The 20,199-nt window shown below is 62.0% G+C and carries 19 protein-coding genes and 1 other RNA gene; 5 read left to right on the forward strand and 15 right to left on the reverse strand.

Translation table 11 applies throughout. The annotated features are described in order from the left end of the window. Positions 1–2 precede the first annotated feature (2 nt). From JP75_RS22975 to rsmH, 3 genes are read right to left on the reverse strand one after another with little or no spacing between them, the layout of a single operon-like run. Complete coding sequence (locus tag JP75_RS22975; RefSeq protein WP_035087248.1) at positions 3–1,739, reverse strand: peptidoglycan D,D-transpeptidase FtsI family protein; 1,737 nt, start codon at positions 1,737–1,739, stop codon at positions 3–5. Further along, positions 1,736–2,119, reverse strand: a complete 384-nt coding sequence (gene ftsL, locus JP75_RS22980; protein ID WP_035087249.1) for a cell division protein FtsL — start codon at positions 2,117–2,119, stop codon at positions 1,736–1,738. Before ftsL ends, JP75_RS22975 begins: the two co-directional genes overlap by 4 nt. Beyond that, on the reverse strand, positions 2,116–3,117 hold the full coding sequence (rsmH, locus tag JP75_RS22985; protein ID WP_211199118.1) for a 16S rRNA (cytosine(1402)-N(4))-methyltransferase RsmH: 1,002 nt from the start codon (positions 3,115–3,117) through the stop codon (positions 2,116–2,118). The genes ftsL and rsmH overlap by 4 nt, the downstream gene beginning before the upstream one ends. 196 nt (positions 3,118–3,313) lie before the next feature. On the opposite strand from rsmH, the gene JP75_RS22990 reads away from it, so the two are divergent. Genes JP75_RS22990 through JP75_RS23000 form a run of 3 tightly spaced genes read left to right on the forward strand, consistent with a single transcriptional unit; the run spans position 3,314 to position 6,286 of the window. Next, positions 3,314–4,807, forward strand: coding sequence for a sensor histidine kinase (locus tag JP75_RS22990; protein WP_035087250.1), 1,494 nt, complete (start codon positions 3,314–3,316; stop codon positions 4,805–4,807). Further along, complete coding sequence (locus JP75_RS22995) at positions 4,804–5,247, forward strand: response regulator (protein ID WP_035087251.1); 444 nt, start codon at positions 4,804–4,806, stop codon at positions 5,245–5,247. Before JP75_RS22990 ends, JP75_RS22995 begins: the two co-directional genes overlap by 4 nt. A gap of 4 nt (positions 5,248–5,251) precedes the next feature. After that, complete coding sequence (locus tag JP75_RS23000) at positions 5,252–6,286, forward strand: histidine kinase dimerization/phosphoacceptor domain -containing protein (protein ID WP_035087253.1); 1,035 nt, start codon at positions 5,252–5,254, stop codon at positions 6,284–6,286. Between the two features lie 56 nt (positions 6,287–6,342). On the opposite strand, the gene JP75_RS23005 is transcribed toward JP75_RS23000, so the two are convergent. The 11 genes from JP75_RS23005 to katG all read right to left on the reverse strand — a co-directional run bounded on the left by JP75_RS23005 (position 6,343) and on the right by katG (position 17,476). Beyond that, positions 6,343–7,623 (reverse strand): saccharopine dehydrogenase family protein, encoded by a 1,281-nt coding sequence (locus JP75_RS23005; RefSeq protein WP_051961235.1) that lies wholly within the window; start codon positions 7,621–7,623, stop codon positions 6,343–6,345. Between the two features lie 45 nt (positions 7,624–7,668). Continuing rightward, the gene (locus JP75_RS23010; protein ID WP_035087255.1) at positions 7,669–8,769 is read right to left on the reverse strand and encodes a carboxynorspermidine decarboxylase; all 1,101 of its coding nucleotides are present in this window, start codon (positions 8,767–8,769) and stop codon (positions 7,669–7,671) included. 180 nt (positions 8,770–8,949) lie between these two features. Next, positions 8,950–9,126, reverse strand: coding sequence for a hypothetical protein (locus tag JP75_RS26685; protein WP_160194767.1), 177 nt, complete (start codon positions 9,124–9,126; stop codon positions 8,950–8,952). Positions 9,127–9,326: 200 nt separating this feature from the next. Continuing rightward, on the reverse strand, positions 9,327–9,476 hold the full coding sequence (locus tag JP75_RS26690) for a hypothetical protein (protein WP_160194769.1): 150 nt from the start codon (positions 9,474–9,476) through the stop codon (positions 9,327–9,329). 187 nt (positions 9,477–9,663) lie between these two features. Further along, positions 9,664–10,052: RNase P RNA component class A (gene rnpB / locus JP75_RS25625), an RNA gene on the reverse strand. A gap of 45 nt (positions 10,053–10,097) precedes the next feature. Continuing rightward, positions 10,098–10,844, reverse strand: coding sequence for a J domain-containing protein (locus JP75_RS23015; RefSeq protein WP_051961237.1), 747 nt, complete (start codon positions 10,842–10,844; stop codon positions 10,098–10,100). Positions 10,845–10,959: 115 nt separating this feature from the next. After that, positions 10,960–11,751 (reverse strand): hypothetical protein, encoded by a 792-nt coding sequence (locus tag JP75_RS23020; protein ID WP_035087256.1) that lies wholly within the window; start codon positions 11,749–11,751, stop codon positions 10,960–10,962. A 127-nt stretch (positions 11,752–11,878) separates the two neighbouring features. Next, complete coding sequence (gene metF, locus JP75_RS23025; RefSeq protein ID WP_051961239.1) at positions 11,879–12,775, reverse strand: methylenetetrahydrofolate reductase [NAD(P)H]; 897 nt, start codon at positions 12,773–12,775, stop codon at positions 11,879–11,881. 4 nt (positions 12,776–12,779) lie between these two features. Beyond that, positions 12,780–13,730, reverse strand: coding sequence for an ArsR/SmtB family transcription factor (locus JP75_RS23030; RefSeq protein ID WP_152565961.1), 951 nt, complete (start codon positions 13,728–13,730; stop codon positions 12,780–12,782). A 233-nt stretch (positions 13,731–13,963) separates the two neighbouring features. Then, complete coding sequence (locus tag JP75_RS25595; RefSeq protein WP_051961241.1) at positions 13,964–15,109, reverse strand: DUF2336 domain-containing protein; 1,146 nt, start codon at positions 15,107–15,109, stop codon at positions 13,964–13,966. 171 nt (positions 15,110–15,280) lie between these two features. After that, entirely contained in the window at positions 15,281–17,476 is a 2,196-nt protein-coding gene (gene katG, locus JP75_RS23040) for a catalase/peroxidase HPI (RefSeq protein WP_051961243.1), read from the reverse strand. A gap of 93 nt (positions 17,477–17,569) precedes the next feature. Between katG and JP75_RS23045 the strand changes: the two genes are divergently transcribed. Continuing rightward, on the forward strand, positions 17,570–18,466 hold the full coding sequence (locus JP75_RS23045) for a hydrogen peroxide-inducible genes activator (protein ID WP_152565962.1): 897 nt from the start codon (positions 17,570–17,572) through the stop codon (positions 18,464–18,466). On the opposite strand, the gene rarD is transcribed toward JP75_RS23045, so the two are convergent. Beyond that, positions 18,463–19,407, reverse strand: coding sequence for an EamA family transporter RarD (rarD, locus tag JP75_RS23050; protein WP_051961247.1), 945 nt, complete (start codon positions 19,405–19,407; stop codon positions 18,463–18,465). The two genes, JP75_RS23045 and rarD, sit on opposite strands and share 4 nt — an antisense overlap. Before the next feature lie 190 nt (positions 19,408–19,597). Between rarD and JP75_RS23055 the strand changes: the two genes are divergently transcribed. After that, on the forward strand, positions 19,598–20,047 hold the full coding sequence (locus tag JP75_RS23055) for a host attachment protein (RefSeq protein WP_051961249.1): 450 nt from the start codon (positions 19,598–19,600) through the stop codon (positions 20,045–20,047). Positions 20,048–20,199: the final 152 nt, after the last annotated feature.

Here is a 20,199-nt window from a genome sequence, read left to right on the forward strand (position 1 = left end):
AATCAATATCCTTCTGGAAAGATCCGCCGGACTTCTGGCGGAACGATCTGCTGATCAAGCAAACCCTCAAAATCCGGGGCAATACCAAGCATGGGCGCGATGCGCTGCACAACCCTGCCGGTGACCGTGCCGGCATTCCAGCCGGCAGTGGTGCCGGACTGCGGGTTTTCGGCCTTGGGCTCGTCCACCATGATAACAAGCGCATAGCGCGGATTATCGAGGGGGAAGGCCGAGGCAAAAAAGTTGGTCACCTTGTTCGACGAATAGCGGCCGTCGACCACCTTTTCAGCGGTGCCGGTCTTGCCGCCGACGCGATAGCCCTGAGCGGCCTTGTTCATCTGCGAGCCCGAGCCGCCGGTCGAAATGGCGTTGAGGCGCATAAGATAGCGCATATAGGCGCTGGTCTGGGGCTGGATGACACGCTCATAGAGCGGTTCGGCCTCAGCCACGCTGCGCTTGTAGAGCGTCGGCGCGATATAATTGCCGCCGTTGACGAAGGCGGCATAAGCCGTGAGCATGTGGAGCGGAGAAACGGAAAGACCATGGCCGAAAGAGGCCGTGGCGGCGCCGACTTCCGATAGTTCCTTGGGAACGCTGGGGACACGCATTTCCGGCAGTTCGAACTGCACGCGCTCGTCGAATTTCATGCGGCTCAGGAAGGCGCGGTAGTTGTCCTTGCCCATAGCCTGCATCACGCGGATGGTGCCGATATTCGACGAGTACTTGTATACCTCGGGCAGGCTCAGGATGCGGTGCTTGCCGTGGAAATCGTCGATGGTATAGCGACCGAAGCGCACGCCATAACGAGCATCGAAGTCGTCAGTGATGCGGACCATGCCGCTATCGAGGGCTCCGGCCATGGTCACGGTCTTGAAGATCGAGCCGGGCTCGAAAATGCCCGATGTGACGCGGTTGAACGTGTCTTTCACCAGTGCCGAGGCCGGATCATTGGGATTGAAATCCGGCAGGGAAGCCAGAGCGACGATTTCACCGGTGTAAATATCCATCATCGCGCCAGCAGCGGCGATGGCCTGGTAGCGGGTCATGGCATCGGTCAGCTGGTCGTGCAGCACATGCTGCACGCGCATGTCGATGCTGAGTTCGACCGGGGTCAGCGCATTGCCGCGCGCGAGACCCAGCTCCTGCAGCAGCGCGATGGATTCGGTATCCATATGGCGCTCGATGCCGGCGATGCCCTGATTGTCCACATTGGTGGAGCCGAGGACATGGCTGGCCTCGTTCATGGCCGGGTAGAAGCGCTTGGATTCGGTGATGAAATCGATGCCCGGAATGCCGAGGCGCATGACCTGCTCTTCGATGGCCGGGGTCAGCTCCCGCTTGAGCCAGACAAAGCCCTTGTCGCCGGTGAGGCGGTTACGCAGCCATTCTTCGCTGAGATCGGGCAGCACGGTGCGCAGCTTGGTGACCGCCTCCTCGATATCGATGATGCGGCGCGGCTCGGCATAGAGCGAGGGCACGCGGATATCGACGGCCATTTCGAGGCCGTTGCGATCAAGAATCGGCGGGCGGGTCGCGGTGATGGCGTCGCGCGTCTGGCCTTCGATGGTCGTATCGGTTTCGACCATCCCGAGCTGGACAAGGCGGCCGCCAACGGCGCCGAAACCAAGCACCAGCGCCAGAATCATCCAGCGGATTCGGGCCTGGGTGAGATTGCCGCGCGCCTTGCGCACGCCGTCGAGGGAAATGGTAGGGACGAGACCGTCTGCAGTTATGGTCATTCGATCCCCTCCAGTTCGAGAATGGCATCAATCGGGTCGACGCCCGCATCGATGGCCAGGAAAAGCGCGTCCATGGCGGCGGTGTCGGGCTTGGCAGGGCGCATGGGCAGATCAGCAAAAGAGCCGAACTGTTCCTGCTGCACTTGGGTGACGCCCAGCTCGGCCTCGTGGCGGCGGACGATGGGTTCGACATAGCCGGGCTGATTCAGCACGGCCCAATCGGCCTTGAGCGTGGTCAGATCGTCTTCCTGTTCGGAAATATGAATCTGCAAGGCAGTGCGCTCGGCAGCGGTGCCTTCGATGGAGAATTTCAGCATATAGACGCCCACCAGCATGACGATGCTGGTGCAGATCAGGAAAATATTGAGGCGCCGGATCATGCAGAACCCCTGACGACGGGCACGCCGAGCTGGTCATGCGAGACGGGCCGGGCTTCGACACCGGTGCGAATGGCACTGCGCAGCACCGAAGAGCGCGCGCGCGGATTGCGCTCGAGTTCGGCGGAGCCCGGCTTGATCGCCTTGGCGACCGGATCCCAGCGGCGAGGATCAAGCTTGATCTGCGGCAGGTGGCGCGACTGGGCGGGACCACCCTTGTCGGGATCGAAGAAGCGCTTGACGATGCGATCTTCGAGCGAATGGAAGGTGACGACGGCGAGAATGCCGCCCTCGACGAGGAGGCGTTCGGCGGCAAAGAGGCCTTCGACGAGCTGGTCGAACTCGCCGTTCACGGCAATGCGGAGGGCCTGGAAGGAGCGGGTCGCGGGGTGGGCGTCGCCCGGCTTGCGGCCGATGGCCTTTTCGATGATGCGGGCCAGTTCCAGCGTTGTGGTAATCTCGGCGGTTTCGCGGGCGGCAACGATGAACTGGGCGATGCGGCGCGACTTGCGCTCTTCACCGAAGGCATAGAGCAGGTTGGCCAGCTCTTCCTGTTCGAGATTGTTGACGAGATCGGCAGCGCTCTCGCCCGACTGGCTCATGCGCATGTCGAGCGGCCCTTCGCGCATGAAGGAAAAGCCGCGCTCGCTCTCATCGAGCTGCATGGAACTGACGCCAATATCGAGCACCACACCATGGATGGGCGCGAAAGGCGTTGCGAGCACATCGAGTTCGGAAAAGGTGCCGGGCACGAAATGGAAGCGACCCGGAAAGTCGGCAGCGAGCCGCTCGGCATGCGGCTTCACATTGGGGTCACGGTCAATGGCCACGACATCGGCACCCGCTTCGAGCAAGGCGCGCGAATAACCGCCCGCGCCAAAAGTGCCATCAACGATGCGCCGGCCAGCAAGCGGCGCAAATGCAGCCACAACCTCATCCAGAAGGACGGGGATGTGAGGTGCATTCATCTCCGGGGATTCGGGCAGGTGCCGCTTGCCCATACTGACCAAAACTCCACTTCAGGCCGCAAAGATCGACCATGCAGACCGTTTCCGACAATTGCATGTGGACGCTTAAGATTCTGTTTCCCATGCACCTTCCGGAGCCGGCCGATCAAATCCGTCCTGCAATTAATCTATGTTATTGCGGCGGCGGTGCATTCGGGCCATGTAAGGCCATCGCTCAGCGGAACCCTTCATGCCGATCACCAGCAAGTCATTCGTCCGTTCAACGGCCCTGCTCCTGCTGGTCGGACTTCTCGCACTTCTAGGTATCATCGGCACCAATATCTGGCTCGTCGAGCGCTCGCAGGGCTATTTCGACGAAGTCATAGAGGCCCGCATCGCACGGCGCGTCGCAGTTGACCTCCGCGCCCAGTTGCAGGACCTCGAAACCGGCCAGCGCGGTTTCATCATCACGCTCGATGAAACCTATCTCGACCCCTACAATGCCGCCCTGCCCCTGGTGGACGAACAGCTTGTGCGGCTGCGCGAAATTTTGGGACCATATCCCCAGGCGCAGGAGCCGCTGGACACGCTCGAAGCGGATATCCATTTCAAGATCGACGAACTCAACCGGACGATTGCCGAGGCCCAGGCCGGCAATCGCGAAGCCGCCATTGCGCTGATCAGCACCAATGAAGGCAAGCAGGCCATGGATCGTATCCGGGCCTTTGTCGACGGACTGATCGAGGCGGTCGACACCCGCCTGACCGAAGGCGTGGCGAACCAGCGCGGCACGATCAATGCCCTGCGCTGGGTTTCCATCATCGGCGGGCTTGTGATTCTGATCGTCGTCTCCGGCGCGATCTGGGCAGTGCTCTCCTATACGGGCGAATTGGCAAAGGCCCGCCGCGAGGTCGAAGACGCCAATGCGGGCCTTGAGGAACGCGTGCGCGAACGCACGGCCGACCTGGGCAAGGCCAATGAGGAAATCCAGCGCTTCGCCTATATCGTGACGCATGACCTGCGTGCACCGCTCGTCAATATCATGGGGTTCACCAGCGAGCTCGAAACGAGCATCAGCGCGCTACGCAGCTATATGGAGTCCAAGCCAGCGGACGCCGATCCCAATTTCATCGAAGCGCGCGAAGCCGCGACCGAGGAACTGCCGGAGGCCATCTCCTTCATCCGCGCTGCCACCCGCAAGATGGACGGGCTCATCAACGCAATCCTGAAAATTTCCCGCGAGGGCCGTCGGCAGCTCAAACCCGAACTTGTGGACATCCGCGAGGTGGCCGAAGCCTCGTCCGCTGCCATACACCATCAGCTTGCCGACAATGGCGGCGCCATCGAAACCGATATCCGCATGGGCAAGCTGGTCACCGACCGCCTGTCGATCGAACAGGTGCTGGGCAACCTGCTCGACAATGCGATCAAGTATCAGGAGCCCGATCGCGCGCTCAAGGTCGCCATCCGCGCCAAGCACGCACCGGGAAATCGGGTGGAGATCGAGGTCGAGGACAATGGCCGGGGCATTGCCGACACCGACCATGAACGCGTATTCGAACTGTTCCGCCGCTCGGGCAAGCAGAGCCAGCCGGGCGAAGGCATTGGCCTGGCGCATGTGCGCACCATGGTCCGAAGCCTCGGCGGCGACGTGACGCTCCGCTCGACCTTCGGGCAAGGGACGACCTTCATCATCAATCTGCCGCGCGACCTGCGCAGCCATCTGGGGACTTCGAGCCAATGAACGACGCGCGGCCAGTGACCATCATCATGATCGAGGACGATGAAGGCCATGCGCGCCTCATCGAAAAGAACATTCGGCGCGCCGGTGTCGCCAACCAGATCGTTCCGTTCACCAATGGAACCGAGGCCCTCGCCTATCTGCTCGGCCCGGACGGGACTGGTTCGGTCAACAAGGGTCGGCAATTGCTGGTGCTGCTCGACCTCAACCTGCCCGACATGACGGGCATCGACATCCTCGAAAAGATCAAGGGCAACGACCACACCAAGCGCTCTCCGGTCGTCGTGCTGACCACCACGGACGACCAGCGCGAAATCCAGCGCTGCTATGATCTTGGCGCTAACGTCTATATCACCAAGCCCGTCGACTACGAAGGATTCGCCAACGCCATCAAGCAGTTGGGCCTATTCTTCTCGGTCATGCAGATTCCCGAGGCCGACTAAGACCATGCCGAACCGCACGCCGCATGTGCTCTATATTGACGACGATCCGGGCCTCGCGCGCCTGGTGGAAAAGGCCATGCAGCGGCGTGGCTATATCTTCGATCACGTCAACAGCGGCGAGGAAGGCCTGGAGCTGGTCCGCAAGGGCGGCATCGATGTCGTGGTGCTCGACCACTACCTGCCCACCGGCACGGGTCTCGATGTGCTCGCCGCCCTCGGCGAATTCGAGGAAAAGCCGACAGTCGTTTACGTGACCGGCTCGGCCGAAACCGCCGTGGCCGTAGCCGCGCTCAAGACCGGTGCGACTGATTATGTGCCCAAGACGCTGTCCGAGGAGTTCATGGAACTGCTCGTGACGGCAATAGAGCATGCCATTGAGCGTGTGCGCCTCAACCGCGCCAAGGCCCAGGCCGAGCGCGAGACGCTGGAAGCGCGCGAACGTGCCGAAATGCTGCTGGGAGAGGTCAACCATCGGGTGGCCAATTCCCTCGCCATGGTGGCGGCCCTGGTGGGCCTGCAGGCGAATGCCGTGACCGATGCCGAGGCCAAGAGCGCGCTGGCCGAGACGCAGGCGCGTATCCACGCCATCGCCGGCGTGCATCGCCATCTCTATACCTCGGACGACGTTCGTCTGGTGCAGGTAGCCGACTATATCAGCTCGCTGGTGGGCGAACTCGAAACCTCGGTGCAGCTCGAAGGGCAGACGGCGAGCCTCAAGGTCAGCGTCGAACCGCTGCTGCTGGCGACCGAAAAGGTTGCCTCGCTCGGCGTCATGCTGATTGAACTGGTGACCAACGCGCTCAAATACGCCTATTCCGGCCGCGAAGCCGGTGAGGTCCGCATCTTCATGGCGCGGCGCGACGATCAGGTGGAATTGCGCGTCGAGGACGACGGGATCGGCTGGACCGGCACGGGTAAGCCGCAGGGCACTGGCCTCGGCAGCCGCATCGTCAAGGCAATGGCCCACTCGCTTGCCGCAGACGTCAGCTATGAGACGGCGCGAGGGGGAACTAGCGTGGCCGTGAGGTTCAGCGCCTAACCCCAGCCCCTCGATCGGACTTTTGACAGCGCCGATATTTCGGCGCTGTCTTACTGTCAGGAGGCGCCGAGGCGTGCCTTCTTCTGCTCCGGCAGCTTTTCGCCCACAAAGCTCCGATCGCCCTTGGCGTCGCGAAGGCGGGTCGGCAGGCCCATGGTTTCGAGCAAAGCCAGCAACGGCACCGGCGGCAATTCCTCGATATTGGCCATGTGGTGGCAATCCCACTCACCTCTAGCGATCAGCATCGCTGCAGCAACGGCCGGCACGCCGGCCGTATAGGAGATCGCCTGGCTGCCGGTTTCGGCGAAAGTCTCTTCGTGGTCGCAGATGTTGTAGATCAGCATTTCGGTATCGGCGCCGTTGCGCGTGCCCTTGATCAGATTGCCAATGAAGGTTTTTCCCGCGTAGTCGGGCGCGAGCGACGCGGGATCCGGGAGAACGGCCTTCACGACCTTGAGCGGCACGATTTCCTGGCCCTCGGCAGTGACAACCGGCTTTTCCGAAAGCAGGCCGAGATTCTTCAGCACCGTGAAGACGTTGATATAGTGCTCGCCAAAACCCATCCAGAACCGGATATCCGGCACGCCGAGATTGGCCGAAAGCGAATGCACCTCGTCGTGACCGGTGAGATAGGTCTTGTGCGTGCCAACGACCGGCAGATCATCGGTGCGGCTCACCTCGAACATCTCGTTCGGGGTCCATTGGCTCTGCTGCCAGCTCCAGACCGTGCCGGTAAACTCGCGAAAATTGATCTCGGGATCGAAATTGGTCGCGAAATAGCGGCCGTGGCTGCCTGCGTTCACATCGATGATGTCGATGGAATCGATCCGGTCGAAATAGTGCTGCGAAGCGAGCGCGGCATAGGCATTGACGACTCCCGGATCGAAGCCGGCGCCGAGCACGGCGGTGATGCCCTTGCGCTCGCATTCCTCGCGGTGCTTCCACTCGTAATTGCCATACCAGGGCGGCGTTTCGCAGACTTTTGACGGGTCCTCGTGGATGGCCGTGTCGATATAGGCGGCCCCCGTCTCGATTGAGGCGCGGAGCACCGACATGTTGAGGAAGGCCGACCCAGCATTGAGCACGATCTGGCTTTTCGTGCGCCGGATCAGGGCCTTGGTCGCTTCGATATCCATGGCGTCGAGCTGATGCGCGGCGATGAGGCCAGGGCGCTTCAGCACCTTGCGCTCAAGAATGCCGGCAATGATCGACTCGCATTTTTCGACGGTGCGGGAGGCGATGTTGATGTCACCGAGGACATCATTGTGCATGGCAGCCTTAGCAGCTGCGACCTGCGCGACACCTCCGGCACCGATGATCAGAATGTTCTTTTTCAATTGGCACGAAACACCTTCTTGGTGGTGGACATTGCCCAGCCGGGATCAGGACAGGCTGGAGACGTAATCGGCATAGCCGAACTCGCGCACGAGCTCGATTTCACCGCTTTTCCGACGGATGGCTATGGACGGCATGTTGACGCCGTTGAACCAGTTCTTCTTCACCATAGTATAGCCGCCCGCATTGAGCAGCGATATGCGACTTCCAACGCGCAAAGGCTCGGGAAAGTCGAATTCACCGAACACATCGCCCGCAAGGCAGGATTTTCCTGCAATGAAATAGCGATGAGGCCCAGCATCCGGCGCCACTGCGGCGCTCTGACGATAGACTAAAAGATCGAGCATGTGTGCTTCAACTGCACTGTCGACTATGGCGACGGCTTTGCCGTTTTCGACAATATCGAGAACGCTGACTTCCAGCGTCGTCGTATCGGTGACGGCTGTGTCGCCGGGCTCGAGATAGACCTGGACGCCGAAGCGCTCGGCAAAGGCTTTCAGGCGCACGGCAAGACCGTCGATCGGATAGCCGGGCTTGGTAAAGTGGATGCCGCCGCCGAGGCTGACCCAATCCAAGCGTTCCAGCAGAGGGCCGAGCCTGGCTTCGAACTGATCGAGCAATACGGAAAAGGCTTCGAGCGAGTCGTTCTCGCAATTGCAGTGCAGCATGAAGCCCGAAACGCGATCCATGACGGCCTCGACGCGCGCAAAATCCCATTCGCCAAGGCGGCTGAAGGGGCGGGCGGGGTCGGCGAGATCGAAATGGGAGTGGCTGACGCCGGGATTGACCCGGAGGCCTATGGGCAGATGCGTGGCCCTGCCAGCATAGCGCTCAAGCTGGCCGACGGAATTGAAGATGATCTTGTCGGCATTGGCGATGGCCTCGTCGATCTCGCTATCGGACCAGGCGACGGAATAAGCATGGGTCTCGCCGCCGAACTTTTCGCGGCCGAGCTTGACCTCATTGAGCGAAGAGGAGGTCGTGCCATCCATGTGGGGCGCCATCTGGGCGAAGGCGGACCAGGTGGCGAAGCATTTCAGGGCCAGCAGGCACTTGGCGCCCGATTGCGCCCTGAGCTGGTCGATCAGGGCCAGATTGCGATCGAGCGCAGTTTCGTCGATCAGGTAGTATGGTGTGGCCAGGGGCATCGCGCTCAAACTCCTACAGCGTGTGCCGCCGGTCTACGGCGGAAAAAGCGAAGGGTTCGCATTAAAGCCATGAGGGGGAGCGCGCAAGAGCGGGGCGCCGAGTATCACCTATGCCGGAAAAGGAAAAGCCCCGGGCCGGGAGGGTCCAGGGGCTCAAACATTGGCGCTGATGCTGCCGAATTAAACGACCCAGTGAGCAGGCGCTTCATTGGCGAGCGGAGCGATGCTCTCGTTCGTGCAGAGCGAAGGGTCCTTGAACACACAATTGTTCGGGTCGGTGGCAGACGCAGCGAAGCTCGGAGCCGCAGTCACGGAAATGAGCAATACAGCGACGATGCTTCCAAAAATGGTTTTCATCAAAAGATCTCCTAGATACGAAATACCGTGGCTTCTAGTTGTGCCGCCTTGCCCAAGCATTACCGCAAAAGCCGAAATTGGCCGCGACGGCTCAGATCGTGTGGCTATGGTTGACCACAAATTGAGCCGTCGGCGGATGGTGCCAGACACTCAGGCGAAGGCCCGAGAATCTCAAATGTTCGGCCCGGAGGCCACAGCGATTAGCCGTTGTTTACGTCAACCAGCGATTCGGTGACGCAGAGGGCCTTGTCCTTGAACGAGCAGTTGTCGCCCGAAGTGGCGGCGAAGGTCGGAGCGGCAGCGCCGGCAACCATGGCAGTGGCAAAAACGAGAGCAATGATCTTCTTCATTTGGAGTGTCTCCGTGTGTTGTTGACGAGACAGAGATAACCACCCCAGTATTGCCGCAACATTGCGCGCTGATAAAATCTCTCAATGAAATCATAAACTTATCGCAATGTAGCCGTAATGTACATTAACCCGCAGTCATGGCTGTGGCGCCGCGCAGGCGGAATTATGGCAGTTCCGTGAAGAGGTTAACGCCAGTTGACCTATAAGCCGGGTTCTGTAGGGCCGCGCCGAGGCGCGACGTGGTGACCATTCATCTGAGGCGCCTGTTGCCAGGACGCTCGTGCAACCAACCCGGATGATCTGGCCTCGAAACAGGCTGGGGCCGAAACCCCGCGTCATCCCTATTTGGTCTTGCTCCCGGTGGGGTTTACCGTGCGGCTTCTGTTACCAGACGCCCGGTGCGCTCTTACCGCACCCTTTCACCCTTACCCCAGCCAGGCCGAGGCGGTTTGCTTTCTGTGGCACTTTCCCTGGGGTCGCCCCCGGCGGCCGTTAGCCGTCACCGTGTTTCGAAGGAGCCCGGACTTTCCTCCGGCAGCAGGTTACCCCACTGCCCGCGGTCACCCGGTCAACTGGCGCGTCGATGTAGGGGCGCACCCTGCCCCGCGTCAAGCGCGAAGATCAGGTGAGGAGCGGCTGCGGGCGCGGCTTGGTGATGGCCTGATAGGCAAGGTTGATCGCAGCCATGCGGGCTGTGGCGACGTCGATCAGTTCCTCGGGCACGCCCTTGGCGATCAGGCGGTCCGGATGGTGCTCGGCAACGAGCAGGCGATAGACGCGGCGCACTTCCTCGGGCGGGGCTTCATGCGACAGGCCGAGGACCACATAGGGATCGACGCCCTCTTCGAGCATGACGTGCTGGGCCGCGATCTGCTCGAAGCGCACTTCGTCGAAACCGAAGATGGAGCTTACCGAACGCAGATAGTCGAGTTCGGCTTCGTGCACGAGCCCATCGGCCGTGGCGATGAAGAAGAGGCCATCGAGCACATGTTCCAGCGTCTCGGGCGTATCGGCGAAAAAGCGTGCGACCTTGCGGGCATAGGCCTCGTAGCCGGCGACATCCTGCTTGGCGAGATTGAACAGGCGCTCCACCTGGGGCTCCTGGCCCTTGGTGATTTCCACGGTGGCGTTGAAGGCGCGAACTTCGGAAGCGGTCACCGCGCCATCGGCCATGGCCATCTTGGCGGAAAGGGCGATCAGCGCGAGCGTGAAGGCCGCCTCGCGGCCACCGGGCAGCCAGGTATCGGGATCAAGGATATTGGCAATGTGGCCAGCCACGCCCGTGCGGCGCGAAAACGAGCCGAGGAAGCTCGAAAGCTTCTGCCAGACATCGCGATTTTCTTCCGCCTTGCGTACGCAGCACAACATCTGCCTGGCCCTCACGCCAATCGAGTCAGCCTAAAGAATAAGACGCGCAGATTATCCGGGCATTGCGCCTGGGTCCATGCCCTCCCGCGCATGGGAGCCGCCCATCCCTCGCCGATCAGAATGGCGTGTAATAGACGTCGTCGTCGCTATAGCGCTGGCTCCGGGGACCTTCGTCGAGCCAGAAGCCATTGCTGCCATAAGCCGGGGCCGGAGCGTTCTGCTGCACTCGATAGGTGGCGCTGCTCTGTTCGCCGCGACGGGCGAGGAATTCGTTGAGCGGGCCCGATTCCCAATCTTCGAGATCTTCCGCCGTAACGAAGTCGTTTGGCTGCTGCTGCACCGGCGCTGCTGGAGCCGCGGTCGGTTGGTCGATGATCAGCGGCTGGTTTGTGGCCAGGGGAACCGTGACGGGCTGCGGACGCATGGAAAGCGGCATGGGCGTCGGAGCGACCTTGGCAGGCAAGGCGGCAATCTGCTCGACAGGAGCCGGGGTTGGCGTCGCCGGGGCCGGTGTCGTGACGGCCTGCGTGGGCTTTGGCGCGGCTGGCTGGGTGACAGGCTTGGCCGGTGCAGCCGTCGACGGGCTGTCGCCCCCGGTGATGTAACTCGGGAGTGGCTTGCCTGACTGCTGGAAGGCCGAAACGGGGTCTGCAGCGCTGGCAACCACTTGTGGCTTGGCGGCGGGCGTCGGAGCGGTCTTGGGCGCGTCCGCCACTACAGGCTTGGGCGCGGCTGGCGGCACCACCGCAGCAGCCTCCGCGGCCACGGGCGAAGCGTCGACCACCGTCACGCTCGGCGTGCCGGAACTGGCAAAGGTGCCGGTGAGAAAATCGGCGGCAGGAATGCCGATGACGAGCAGCGCCCCGGCCCAGGCGAGGCCATTGGTCAGGCGACGATCCATCTTCATAGCTCTAGTCGGCTCCGCTTTGCGTCGCGATTGATCCGCCCTTCAAGGCGAACTTGGTGGCCATTTTATGAACCACCAGTTCACATCCTTTTGCCGCCAACAAGCTGAATGAAAGCTGAACGCGGGTTTAGTCCGGCCGACGGCCGAGCAAACGCGCCAGCGCCAGCACCAGATTGGAGCGGTTGAGCGTATAGAAATGGAACTCGGTGACGCCCTCATCGAGGAGCTCGGTCACCTGTTCGGCAGCGACCGCCGCGGCAACCAAAGCGTGGGTATCTGGATCAGCGTCCAGCCCGTCAAAACGCTCGGCCAGCCAATCGGGGATCGAAGCGCCGCAGCGGGCGGCGAAACCGGATATCTGCTTGAAGGAGTGGATCGGCTGGATGCCCGGCACGATCGGCGCGGTCACCCCAGCCTTGCGGGCACGCTCGACGAAACGCAGATAGTCCGCATTGCGGAAGAACATCTGCGTGATGGCGCGGTTGGCACCCGCATCGATCTTGCGCTTGAGATTGTCGATGTCAGCGTCCCAATCGGCGCTTTGCGGATGCTTTTCGGGATAGGCGGCGACGGAAATGTCGAAATCGCCCAGCTTGCGGATGCCGGCCACGAGATCGGCGGCATTCTGATAGCCCTGCGGATGCGGCGTGAACGGCTGGCCGATGCCTTCCGGCGGATCGCCACGCAGCGCGACGATGCTTTTGACGCCAACCTCGGCAAAGCCACGCACGACGTCGTCGATTTCGCCCTTGGAGGCGCCGACGCAGGTGAGGTGCGCAGCGGCCGGTACGCCCGTATCAGACGTGATGTGACGCACCATGCGCAGGGTGCGCTCGCGGGTGGTCCCCCCTGCCCCATAGGTCACGGAAACGAAGCGCGGCTTCAGCGGCGCCAGCTTGTTGATCGATTCCCAGAACTTTTCTTCCATCGCATCGGTTTTGGGCGGGAAGAATTCGAAGGAAATCTGCAATTCGGGGCGCTTGTCGGCGGTCAGGCGACTGGCGCGATGGTCGTCGTCGATCATGGTTCTATTCCGTCTTTGCGCGGTCGCTGAGGCGCCAGAGGCATACCGTCAGCCCGCCATCCTTGGTCTTGCTGGGAAATTCGCGCACCGATTGCACCTGCAATCCGGCGGCATCGGCCCAGCCCGTCATCTGTTCCCGCGACAGGCCAAGCCGGCGATGGGCGTGCTCGGTGCGCAGAAATTCGAGAGCATGCGGCGCAAAATCCACGATCAGGATTTCGCCGCCGCTCCTCAGCAGGCGTCGCGCCTGCCCCAGCATTCGGCCCGGATCGTCGAAATAATGCAGCACCTGGTGGATCACCACGACATCGGCAAGGCCGATGGCAGAATCGAGAGCGGCGATATCGCCGAGGCGCACCTGGGCCTGGTTGAGCCCGGCTGCCGCAAGGCGCGAACGGGCGACGGCCAGCATTTCGCGGCTCGAATCGACGCCAATGGCGCGCTTATAGGCCGGCGCCAAAAGTTCGAGCATGCGGCCGGTGCCGGTGCCGAGATCGACAAGGAGGTCGACGACGCGATTATTGAGCGTTTCGAGCAGCGCCGCTTCGACGGCCTCTTCCGGTACATGCAGGGTTTTGAGCAGGTCCCAGCTATCGGCCACCTTGGCGAAATAGGCTGTCGCCAGGGCCTGCTGCGCGGCGAGAGCTGCAGCCTGCCGATCCCGGTCGCGCTGGCGCTCGAGGCTGTTGTGATCGATACGGGCCACGAGCCAGCGCGCGAGTTCGGCACCATGACCGTGCGGGGCGAGACCATAGTAGGCCCAGGCACCCTCCGCATGGCGCTGGATAAGGCCGGCATCGGCAAGCAGCTTGAGGTGACGAGAAACGCGGGGTTGGCTCTGATCGAGGATCTCGGTAAGGTCCTTGACGGAATGATCGCCATCGGCGAGCAGCGCCAGGAGACGCAAACGCGTGTTCTCCCCCGCTGCCTTCAATACACCGACCAGTTCAGACACTTCACCCTCGCGAAACAGATATAAAGATATCTTTATATCTAGCGGAGAGACGAGGTCTAGTGGTTTCTTGGCGGAATTGAGGGGTGGTGCGATTAATCACCCACCATGCTGCCATTGGACTTGATCCGGTCACGCCCGAGGACAGCATAGGGGTTGAGAAGCAATCGACGGGATCAATCAGCAATTGCCGGCAAAACGAAAACGCCGCGTTGTGAACCGCGGCGTTTGAGTTCCTAGGCCGTCATCGCGTGCGACTCTTGCATATGAGATGACGCCGCGGCGGTGCGGCGCCGGAAGGAATGGGCGCGCCACAGCTCAAAGATGTTGCGGGCCTCCTCCTCGTCGAGCGCCTCGAAACGGCTGACCATCATCTCCTGATGATCCGCGGTCGGCAGGTCGCGCCAGGGCAAGGTGGGAGCGATGGCGCCGAAGAGGTCGGACTGGAGCCCGGCAGCGCGCAGGGCGACGGTGACAGCCGCATAGTCCTGGCTGGCGAGCCATTTCACTACGATTTCCGGAGCCACACGTAGCATCACCGCAATGGCGGCTGCGGCGTGGTGACCATAACCGAAGCGGGCAAAGCGGGCGAGTGCGCGATCATCGAGCTGCTTGCGGTCGGTCAGGGCGCGCACCTGATTATAGGCGACCTTCCATTCCTGCGCATTGAAGCCGGCGCGGTTGCGGATGCGCTTGTAGACGACGGCATTGACCTTGCCGGCGGTGATTGGGTCGAAGCGCCCATCGACCTCGCCGAGGGTTTCGAGAACCTTGTCGGCCACGGAGTCGATTTCGCCGCGCAGCGATTTCCAGTCGATCTCGGCCCGGTTGCGCAGGTCTTCGGCGATGGCCGCGTCGTGGCTGGCGCGCTCAACGAGCTTTTCGAGCGCGGTGCGGCCAATCTCGGCATTGGCATTGCGAACCAGCTTGATGACCGAAGAAGAATCGCCGTGCTCGACAATGGCTTCGCCGACGCGCTCGGTTACCGTGGCGCGGCCGGCAATGGCGGCACGATGCGCCTCGGATTGTTTTTCGATGATGTCGATCAGGTCGTCATCGCTGAGCACATTGGAAAATTCGAGCAGCGGCCGGGCGACTTCGATGTCGTCATTGGCGAGCTTGACCACCACGGTGCCAGGCGCCCGCTGCAGCGGCGCCAGGATTTTTGCCACATGGGCGCGGGCTTCGACCTCGACCAGCTCGGCAAGGAGACAGAGCGCCTCGTCGTACTGCACAACCTGTTCATCGTCGCACCGGTCGGAAACGAAGCTGAAGAGCTTGGCCATGTTTCGGATCAGTTGATCCCGCTCCGAATGGCTATCCTCGCCATTCAGCACACGAAAGCTCGCAAATGCGCGGCGGCCTTCTTCAAATTCACTCATAACCTTCTCCGGGCGGGATGCCGCATAGATGGAGTGAAGGTGCCCGCAGAGTCGCTTGGGAGTGCTGAAAGCATTAGGGAGCAATTGATTCAAATTGCCTTATCCCCGGCGGCGACAAAAAAGGCCTCGGGAATTTTCCCCGAGGCCCAAGAGCTTTTCGCCTAGTGCGAACTAGAGCAGATCGAAGCGATCCGCATTCATGACCTTGGTCCAGGCAGCCACGAAATCGCTGACGAACTTGGTCTGCGCATCGCCGCTGGCATAGACTTCGGCCAGGGCGCGCAGCACCGAGTTGGAGCCGAAAGCGAGGTCAACGCGGGTTGCCGTCCACTTGACTTCGCCGCTCTTGCGATCGGTGCCTTCGTAGAGCGTCTTGGCGTCCGAAGTCGCCTTCCACTGCGTGCTCATGTCGAGGAGGTTGACGAAGAAGTCGTTGGTGAGAACGCCCGGACGCTTGGTGAAAACACCATGCTCGGTGCCGCCGACATTGATGTTGATGGCGCGGAGACCACCAATAAGCACTGTCAGCTCCGGCGCCGTCAGTGTCAGGAGTTGGGCACGATCGAGCAGCACGACTTCGGCGGGAGCCGCCAGAGCCGGGTTCTCGTAATTGCGGAAGCCATCGGCCGGCGGCTCGAGATAGTCGAAGCTTGCCGCGTCGGTCTGCTCGACAGACGCGTCAGTACGGCCCGGCGTGAAGGGCACGGTCACATCGTGCCCGGCAACGCGAGCGGCCTGCTCGATACCGGCATTGCCGGCCAGCACGATCAGGTCGGCGAGCGAGATCTGCTTGCCGCCGCGAGCGTTCTGGTTGAACTCGGTGCGGATGGTCTCGAGAGCTTCGAGAATGCGGGCCAGTTCGAGCGGCTGGTTGACGGCCCAGTCCTTCTGAGGAGCCAAGCGGATACGAGCACCATTGGCGCCACCGCGCTTGTCGCCACCGCGGAAGGTCGAGGCCGAGGCCCAGGCGGTGCCGACGAGATCGGAAACCGTCAGGCCGGAGGCCAGAACCTTCTGCTTGAGCTCTGCGATGTCAGCGGCGTCGACGAGAACGCCGGTGGCTGCCGGGATCGGGTCCTGCCAGATCAGCTCTTCCTTCGGCACTTCCGGGCCGATGTAGCGCGAGCGCGGGCCAAGATCGCGGTGGGTCAGCTTGAACCAGGCGCGGGCAAAAGCTTCGGCAAAAGCCTGCGGATCTTCGAGGAAACGGCGCGAGATCTTTTCGTAGATCGGATCGAAGCGCAGCGACAGGTCCGTGGTCAGCATCGTCGGGCGATGCTTCTTGGACGGGTCGTGGGCATCCGGAATCACCGCGTCGGCGTCCTTGGCTTCCCACTGGATGGCGCCGGCCGGGCTGCGGGTCTGCACCCATTCGAACTTGAAGAGGTTCTCGAAGAAGAAGTTGCTCCACTGGGCCGGGGTCTGGGTCCAGGTCACTTCGAGGCCGCTGCCGATGGTGTCGGCGCCGTGGCCGGTGCCATAGGAGCTGGTCCAGCCAAAGCCCTGCTCTGCAAGGTCTGCGGCTTCCGGATTGACGCCCTTGTAGGATTCGGCCGAAGCGCCATGGGTCTTGCCGAAGGTGTGGCCGCCCCCGATCAGGGCAACGGTTTCCTCGTCGTTCATCGCCATGCGCTTGAACGTTTCGCGGATGAATTTTGCCGCCGAAAGCGGATCGCCATTGGCGCCCGGACCTTCGGGATTGACGTAGATGAGGCCCATTTCGGTGGCGCCGAGACCACGGTCGAACTTGTCGAGCGGACGGTGCTGCAGCCACTCGGTTTCGGTGCCCCAGTTGACGTCTTCATCCGGCTCCCACGTGTCTTCGCGACCACCGGCAAAGCCGAAGGTACGGAAGCCCATGGTTTCGAGCGCGACATTGCCGGCGAGGATCATCAGGTCGGCCCAGGAAATGCTCTGGCCGTACTTCTGCTTGATCGGCCACAGCAGGCGACGCGACTTGTCGATATTGACGTTGTCGGGCCAGCTATTGAGCGGCGCGAAACGCTGCTGGCCACGGCCGCCACCGCCGCGACCATCGCTGAGGCGATAGGTGCCCGCGCTGTGCCAGGCCATGCGGACGAACTGCGGACCATAATGACCGAAGTCGGCCGGCCACCAGTCCTGCGAGTCGGTCATGAGCTTGCGCAGGTCGTTCTTGAGCGCCGCATAGTCCAGCTTCTTGAAGGCTTCGCGATAGCTGAAGCCGGAATCGAGCGGATTGGACTTGGCAGAGTGCTGGTTCAGCAGGTCAACGCGCAGCTGATTGGGCCACCAGTCGCGGTTGGCGCGCACCTTGGCACTGCCGTGATCCACCGGGCACTTGCCGGCGGGGGCCTCGCCGTGAGGAGAATTCGTCGTGTCAGTCATATGGGGCTCCTTTGCTGCTGAGGCGCGTTATAGGCAGGTGGCTTTCATTAGGCCAATCGATTATTCTTTCTCCACCGATAGGAAGAAATTATCGTGACAATTACGCTCCGCCAGATGCGATATGCGCTCGCCGTCACCCGAACCGGCCATTTCGGCCAGGCGGCCGATGAATGCGCCGTTTCCCAGCCGGCCCTGTCCCAGCAAATCCTGGCGCTCGAAACGCTTTGCGGCTCGACGATCTTCGATCGCTTGAAATCGGGGGTAAGGTTGACCCCCTTCGGGCGCGATTTTATCGAACTAGCTCGACCCGCCGTGGCGGCATCGGAGGCGCTGGACAATTTTGCCATGCGCAATGTCGGCAAGCCCAACCGGCCCATCCGCTTCGGCCTGATCCCGACCGTCGCGCCCTATCTGCTGCCAGAGATTTTCCCGGCCCTGACCCGGGAGCTGCCGGCGCTCAAATTCACCATCAGCGAGAGCCGCACCGAAGCCATGCTGGAAAGCCTGGGCGATGGGAGCCTCGACATCGCGCTCATCGCCTCCGAGCCACCTGCAGGCGGCCCCAGGCTGGTGGTCTCCCCGCTCTTCGAAGACCCATTCGTGCTGGCAACGCCCAGCGACGAATTGACGGCGGAGCCGGTTTCGCTGGCCGCGCTCGAACCTGAGCGCATCCTGCTTCTCGACGAGGGCCACTGTTTTCGCGATCAAACCATCTCGGCCTGTCGGCTCGAAGGCGAGCGCTCGACCCGTACCTTTGCCGCGACTTCGCTCTCGACGATCGTGGAGTTCGTCGCCAGTGGGCAGGGCGTGACGCTGCTGCCGCAGATTTCGCTGCGGAAGGAGGCCAGCGACCCACGTATCGCGGTGCATCAACTCGATGATCCGCGCGCTGGCCGCCACCTCGCCCTTGTCTGGCGAGAGGCCACGCCGCTTGGCCGGACCTTCGAGGACATCGCGGCCGTGATCCGCGGAACGCGCCCCGGCGACTAGGCCCGCGCCAGGCTGCGTTGCCTGAAACTGTCATAGGAAAAGACGACCAGCGACAGCCAGATCAGCACGAAGCTCAGGAGGCGCATGCCATTGAGCTCTTCGCCGAAGAGGAAGACGGCGACGAGAAACTGGATGGAGGGCGCGAGATACTGGAACATGCCGATCGTCGTGAGCCGCAGGCGGCGCACGGCATAGGCAAAGAGCAGCAGCGGCACGGCCGTCGCCGGACCCGTAAGCACCAGCAGAATCATGGTCTGTGGGTCGCCATGCGGACCGATGCCGCGCGTCGCAAGGTCAAAGACCACATAGGCCAGGGCAAAGGGCGCGGCGATAACCGTTTCGGCGAAAAGGCCGGTGGCCGGACCCGATGGCGCCGTCTTGCGGAAAAAGCCGTAAAAGCCAAACGAGAGGGCAAGGCTCAGCGCCACATAGGGAATGCTGCCAAGGCCAATGGCCTGAATGGCGATGGCCGCGACGGCAATCAGGATGGCAATGGTCTGGAGCCGGTTCTGGCGTTCGCCTAGGAGGATCATGCCGATGGCGACGTTGATCAACGGATTGATGAAATAGCCGAAGCTCGCTTCAAGCACCTGCCCCGATTCCACGGCCCAGACATAGATCAGCCAATTGACCACCAGCAGAGTCGTCGAGAGCGCGACGACGCGAAACGTCTTCCAATTGCTCAGCAGCCGCTTCGCCTCCTGGAACCCGGCGCCGAAGGCGAGGATGCCGACAAGCAGGACCAGCGAGAACAGGGTCCGCTCCGCCACGATCAGCACCGAGCCGGCGGCTTCGAGCAGATGAAAGAGGATCGGCAAAAAGCCCCAGAGGAGATAGGCGCCGAGCGCGGCCATGACGCCGTTGCGGGTCTCTGTGGGATCGGACGACAGGGAGGACGGTGCAGGCTCGACCGTGTCGGGCGCCTGTTCGGGCAAGGTCATGGAAAGACTCCGCGCCACCAGGGCGCAGGTGAGCACTAACAGCCCCGGCCTTTCCCGACCAATCAGAGTTTGTGATCGCTTTGTCTTGCATTGCTGATCGAAAAGGCCAACCTTTCAGAGTGTTGGACGTTTGGCCTCAGGGAGCCGCGCAACACCCGGTTCCAGCCAGACCAACTTGCAGGAGCAGCGAATGAAAAAGACCGTCACCTGGATCTTGATCGCGGATGGTACTCAGGCCCGAGTGCTGGAAAATACCGGACCCGGAAAAGGACTGGCGACCGTGAAGGGGCTGGATTGGTCCATCGAGCCGCTCCAGAGCCAGGACATCAATTCCGACCGCCCCGGCCGCGGCTTTTCTTCTGGCGGCTCCGCCCGTTCCGCCATGGAGCCCAAGACCGACCCGGCCCAGCACCGGGAAGCCGAATTCGTGCGCTCGGTGGCCGAAGTGCTTGACCGCAAGGCCAAGGATGGCGCCTTCGATCGTCTGGTGATTGCGGCTGCGCCCATCGCCCTGGGCAATCTGCGCAAGGTCATGTCCGATCATGTGAAAAAGACCATTCTTGCCGAACTCGACAAGGACCTGACCAACCTGCCGACACCGAGCATCGACAAGCATCTGGATGGGATTATCGCCGTGTGAGCGGCGATTGGTTCACATCAACCAAAATTCCCCCTCAGTCGTCACCGCCCGGCTTGTCCGGGCGGTCCATGCTGCGGCTCGATGGATTGCCCGGACAAGCCGGGCAATGACGATGGAGTTTTAGATTTGCCACCAAGGGATTAGCGCCATCT

It is taken from the genome of Devosia riboflavina (assembly GCF_000743575.1).
Taxonomy (GTDB): Bacteria; Pseudomonadota; Alphaproteobacteria; order Rhizobiales; family Devosiaceae; genus Devosia; species Devosia riboflavina.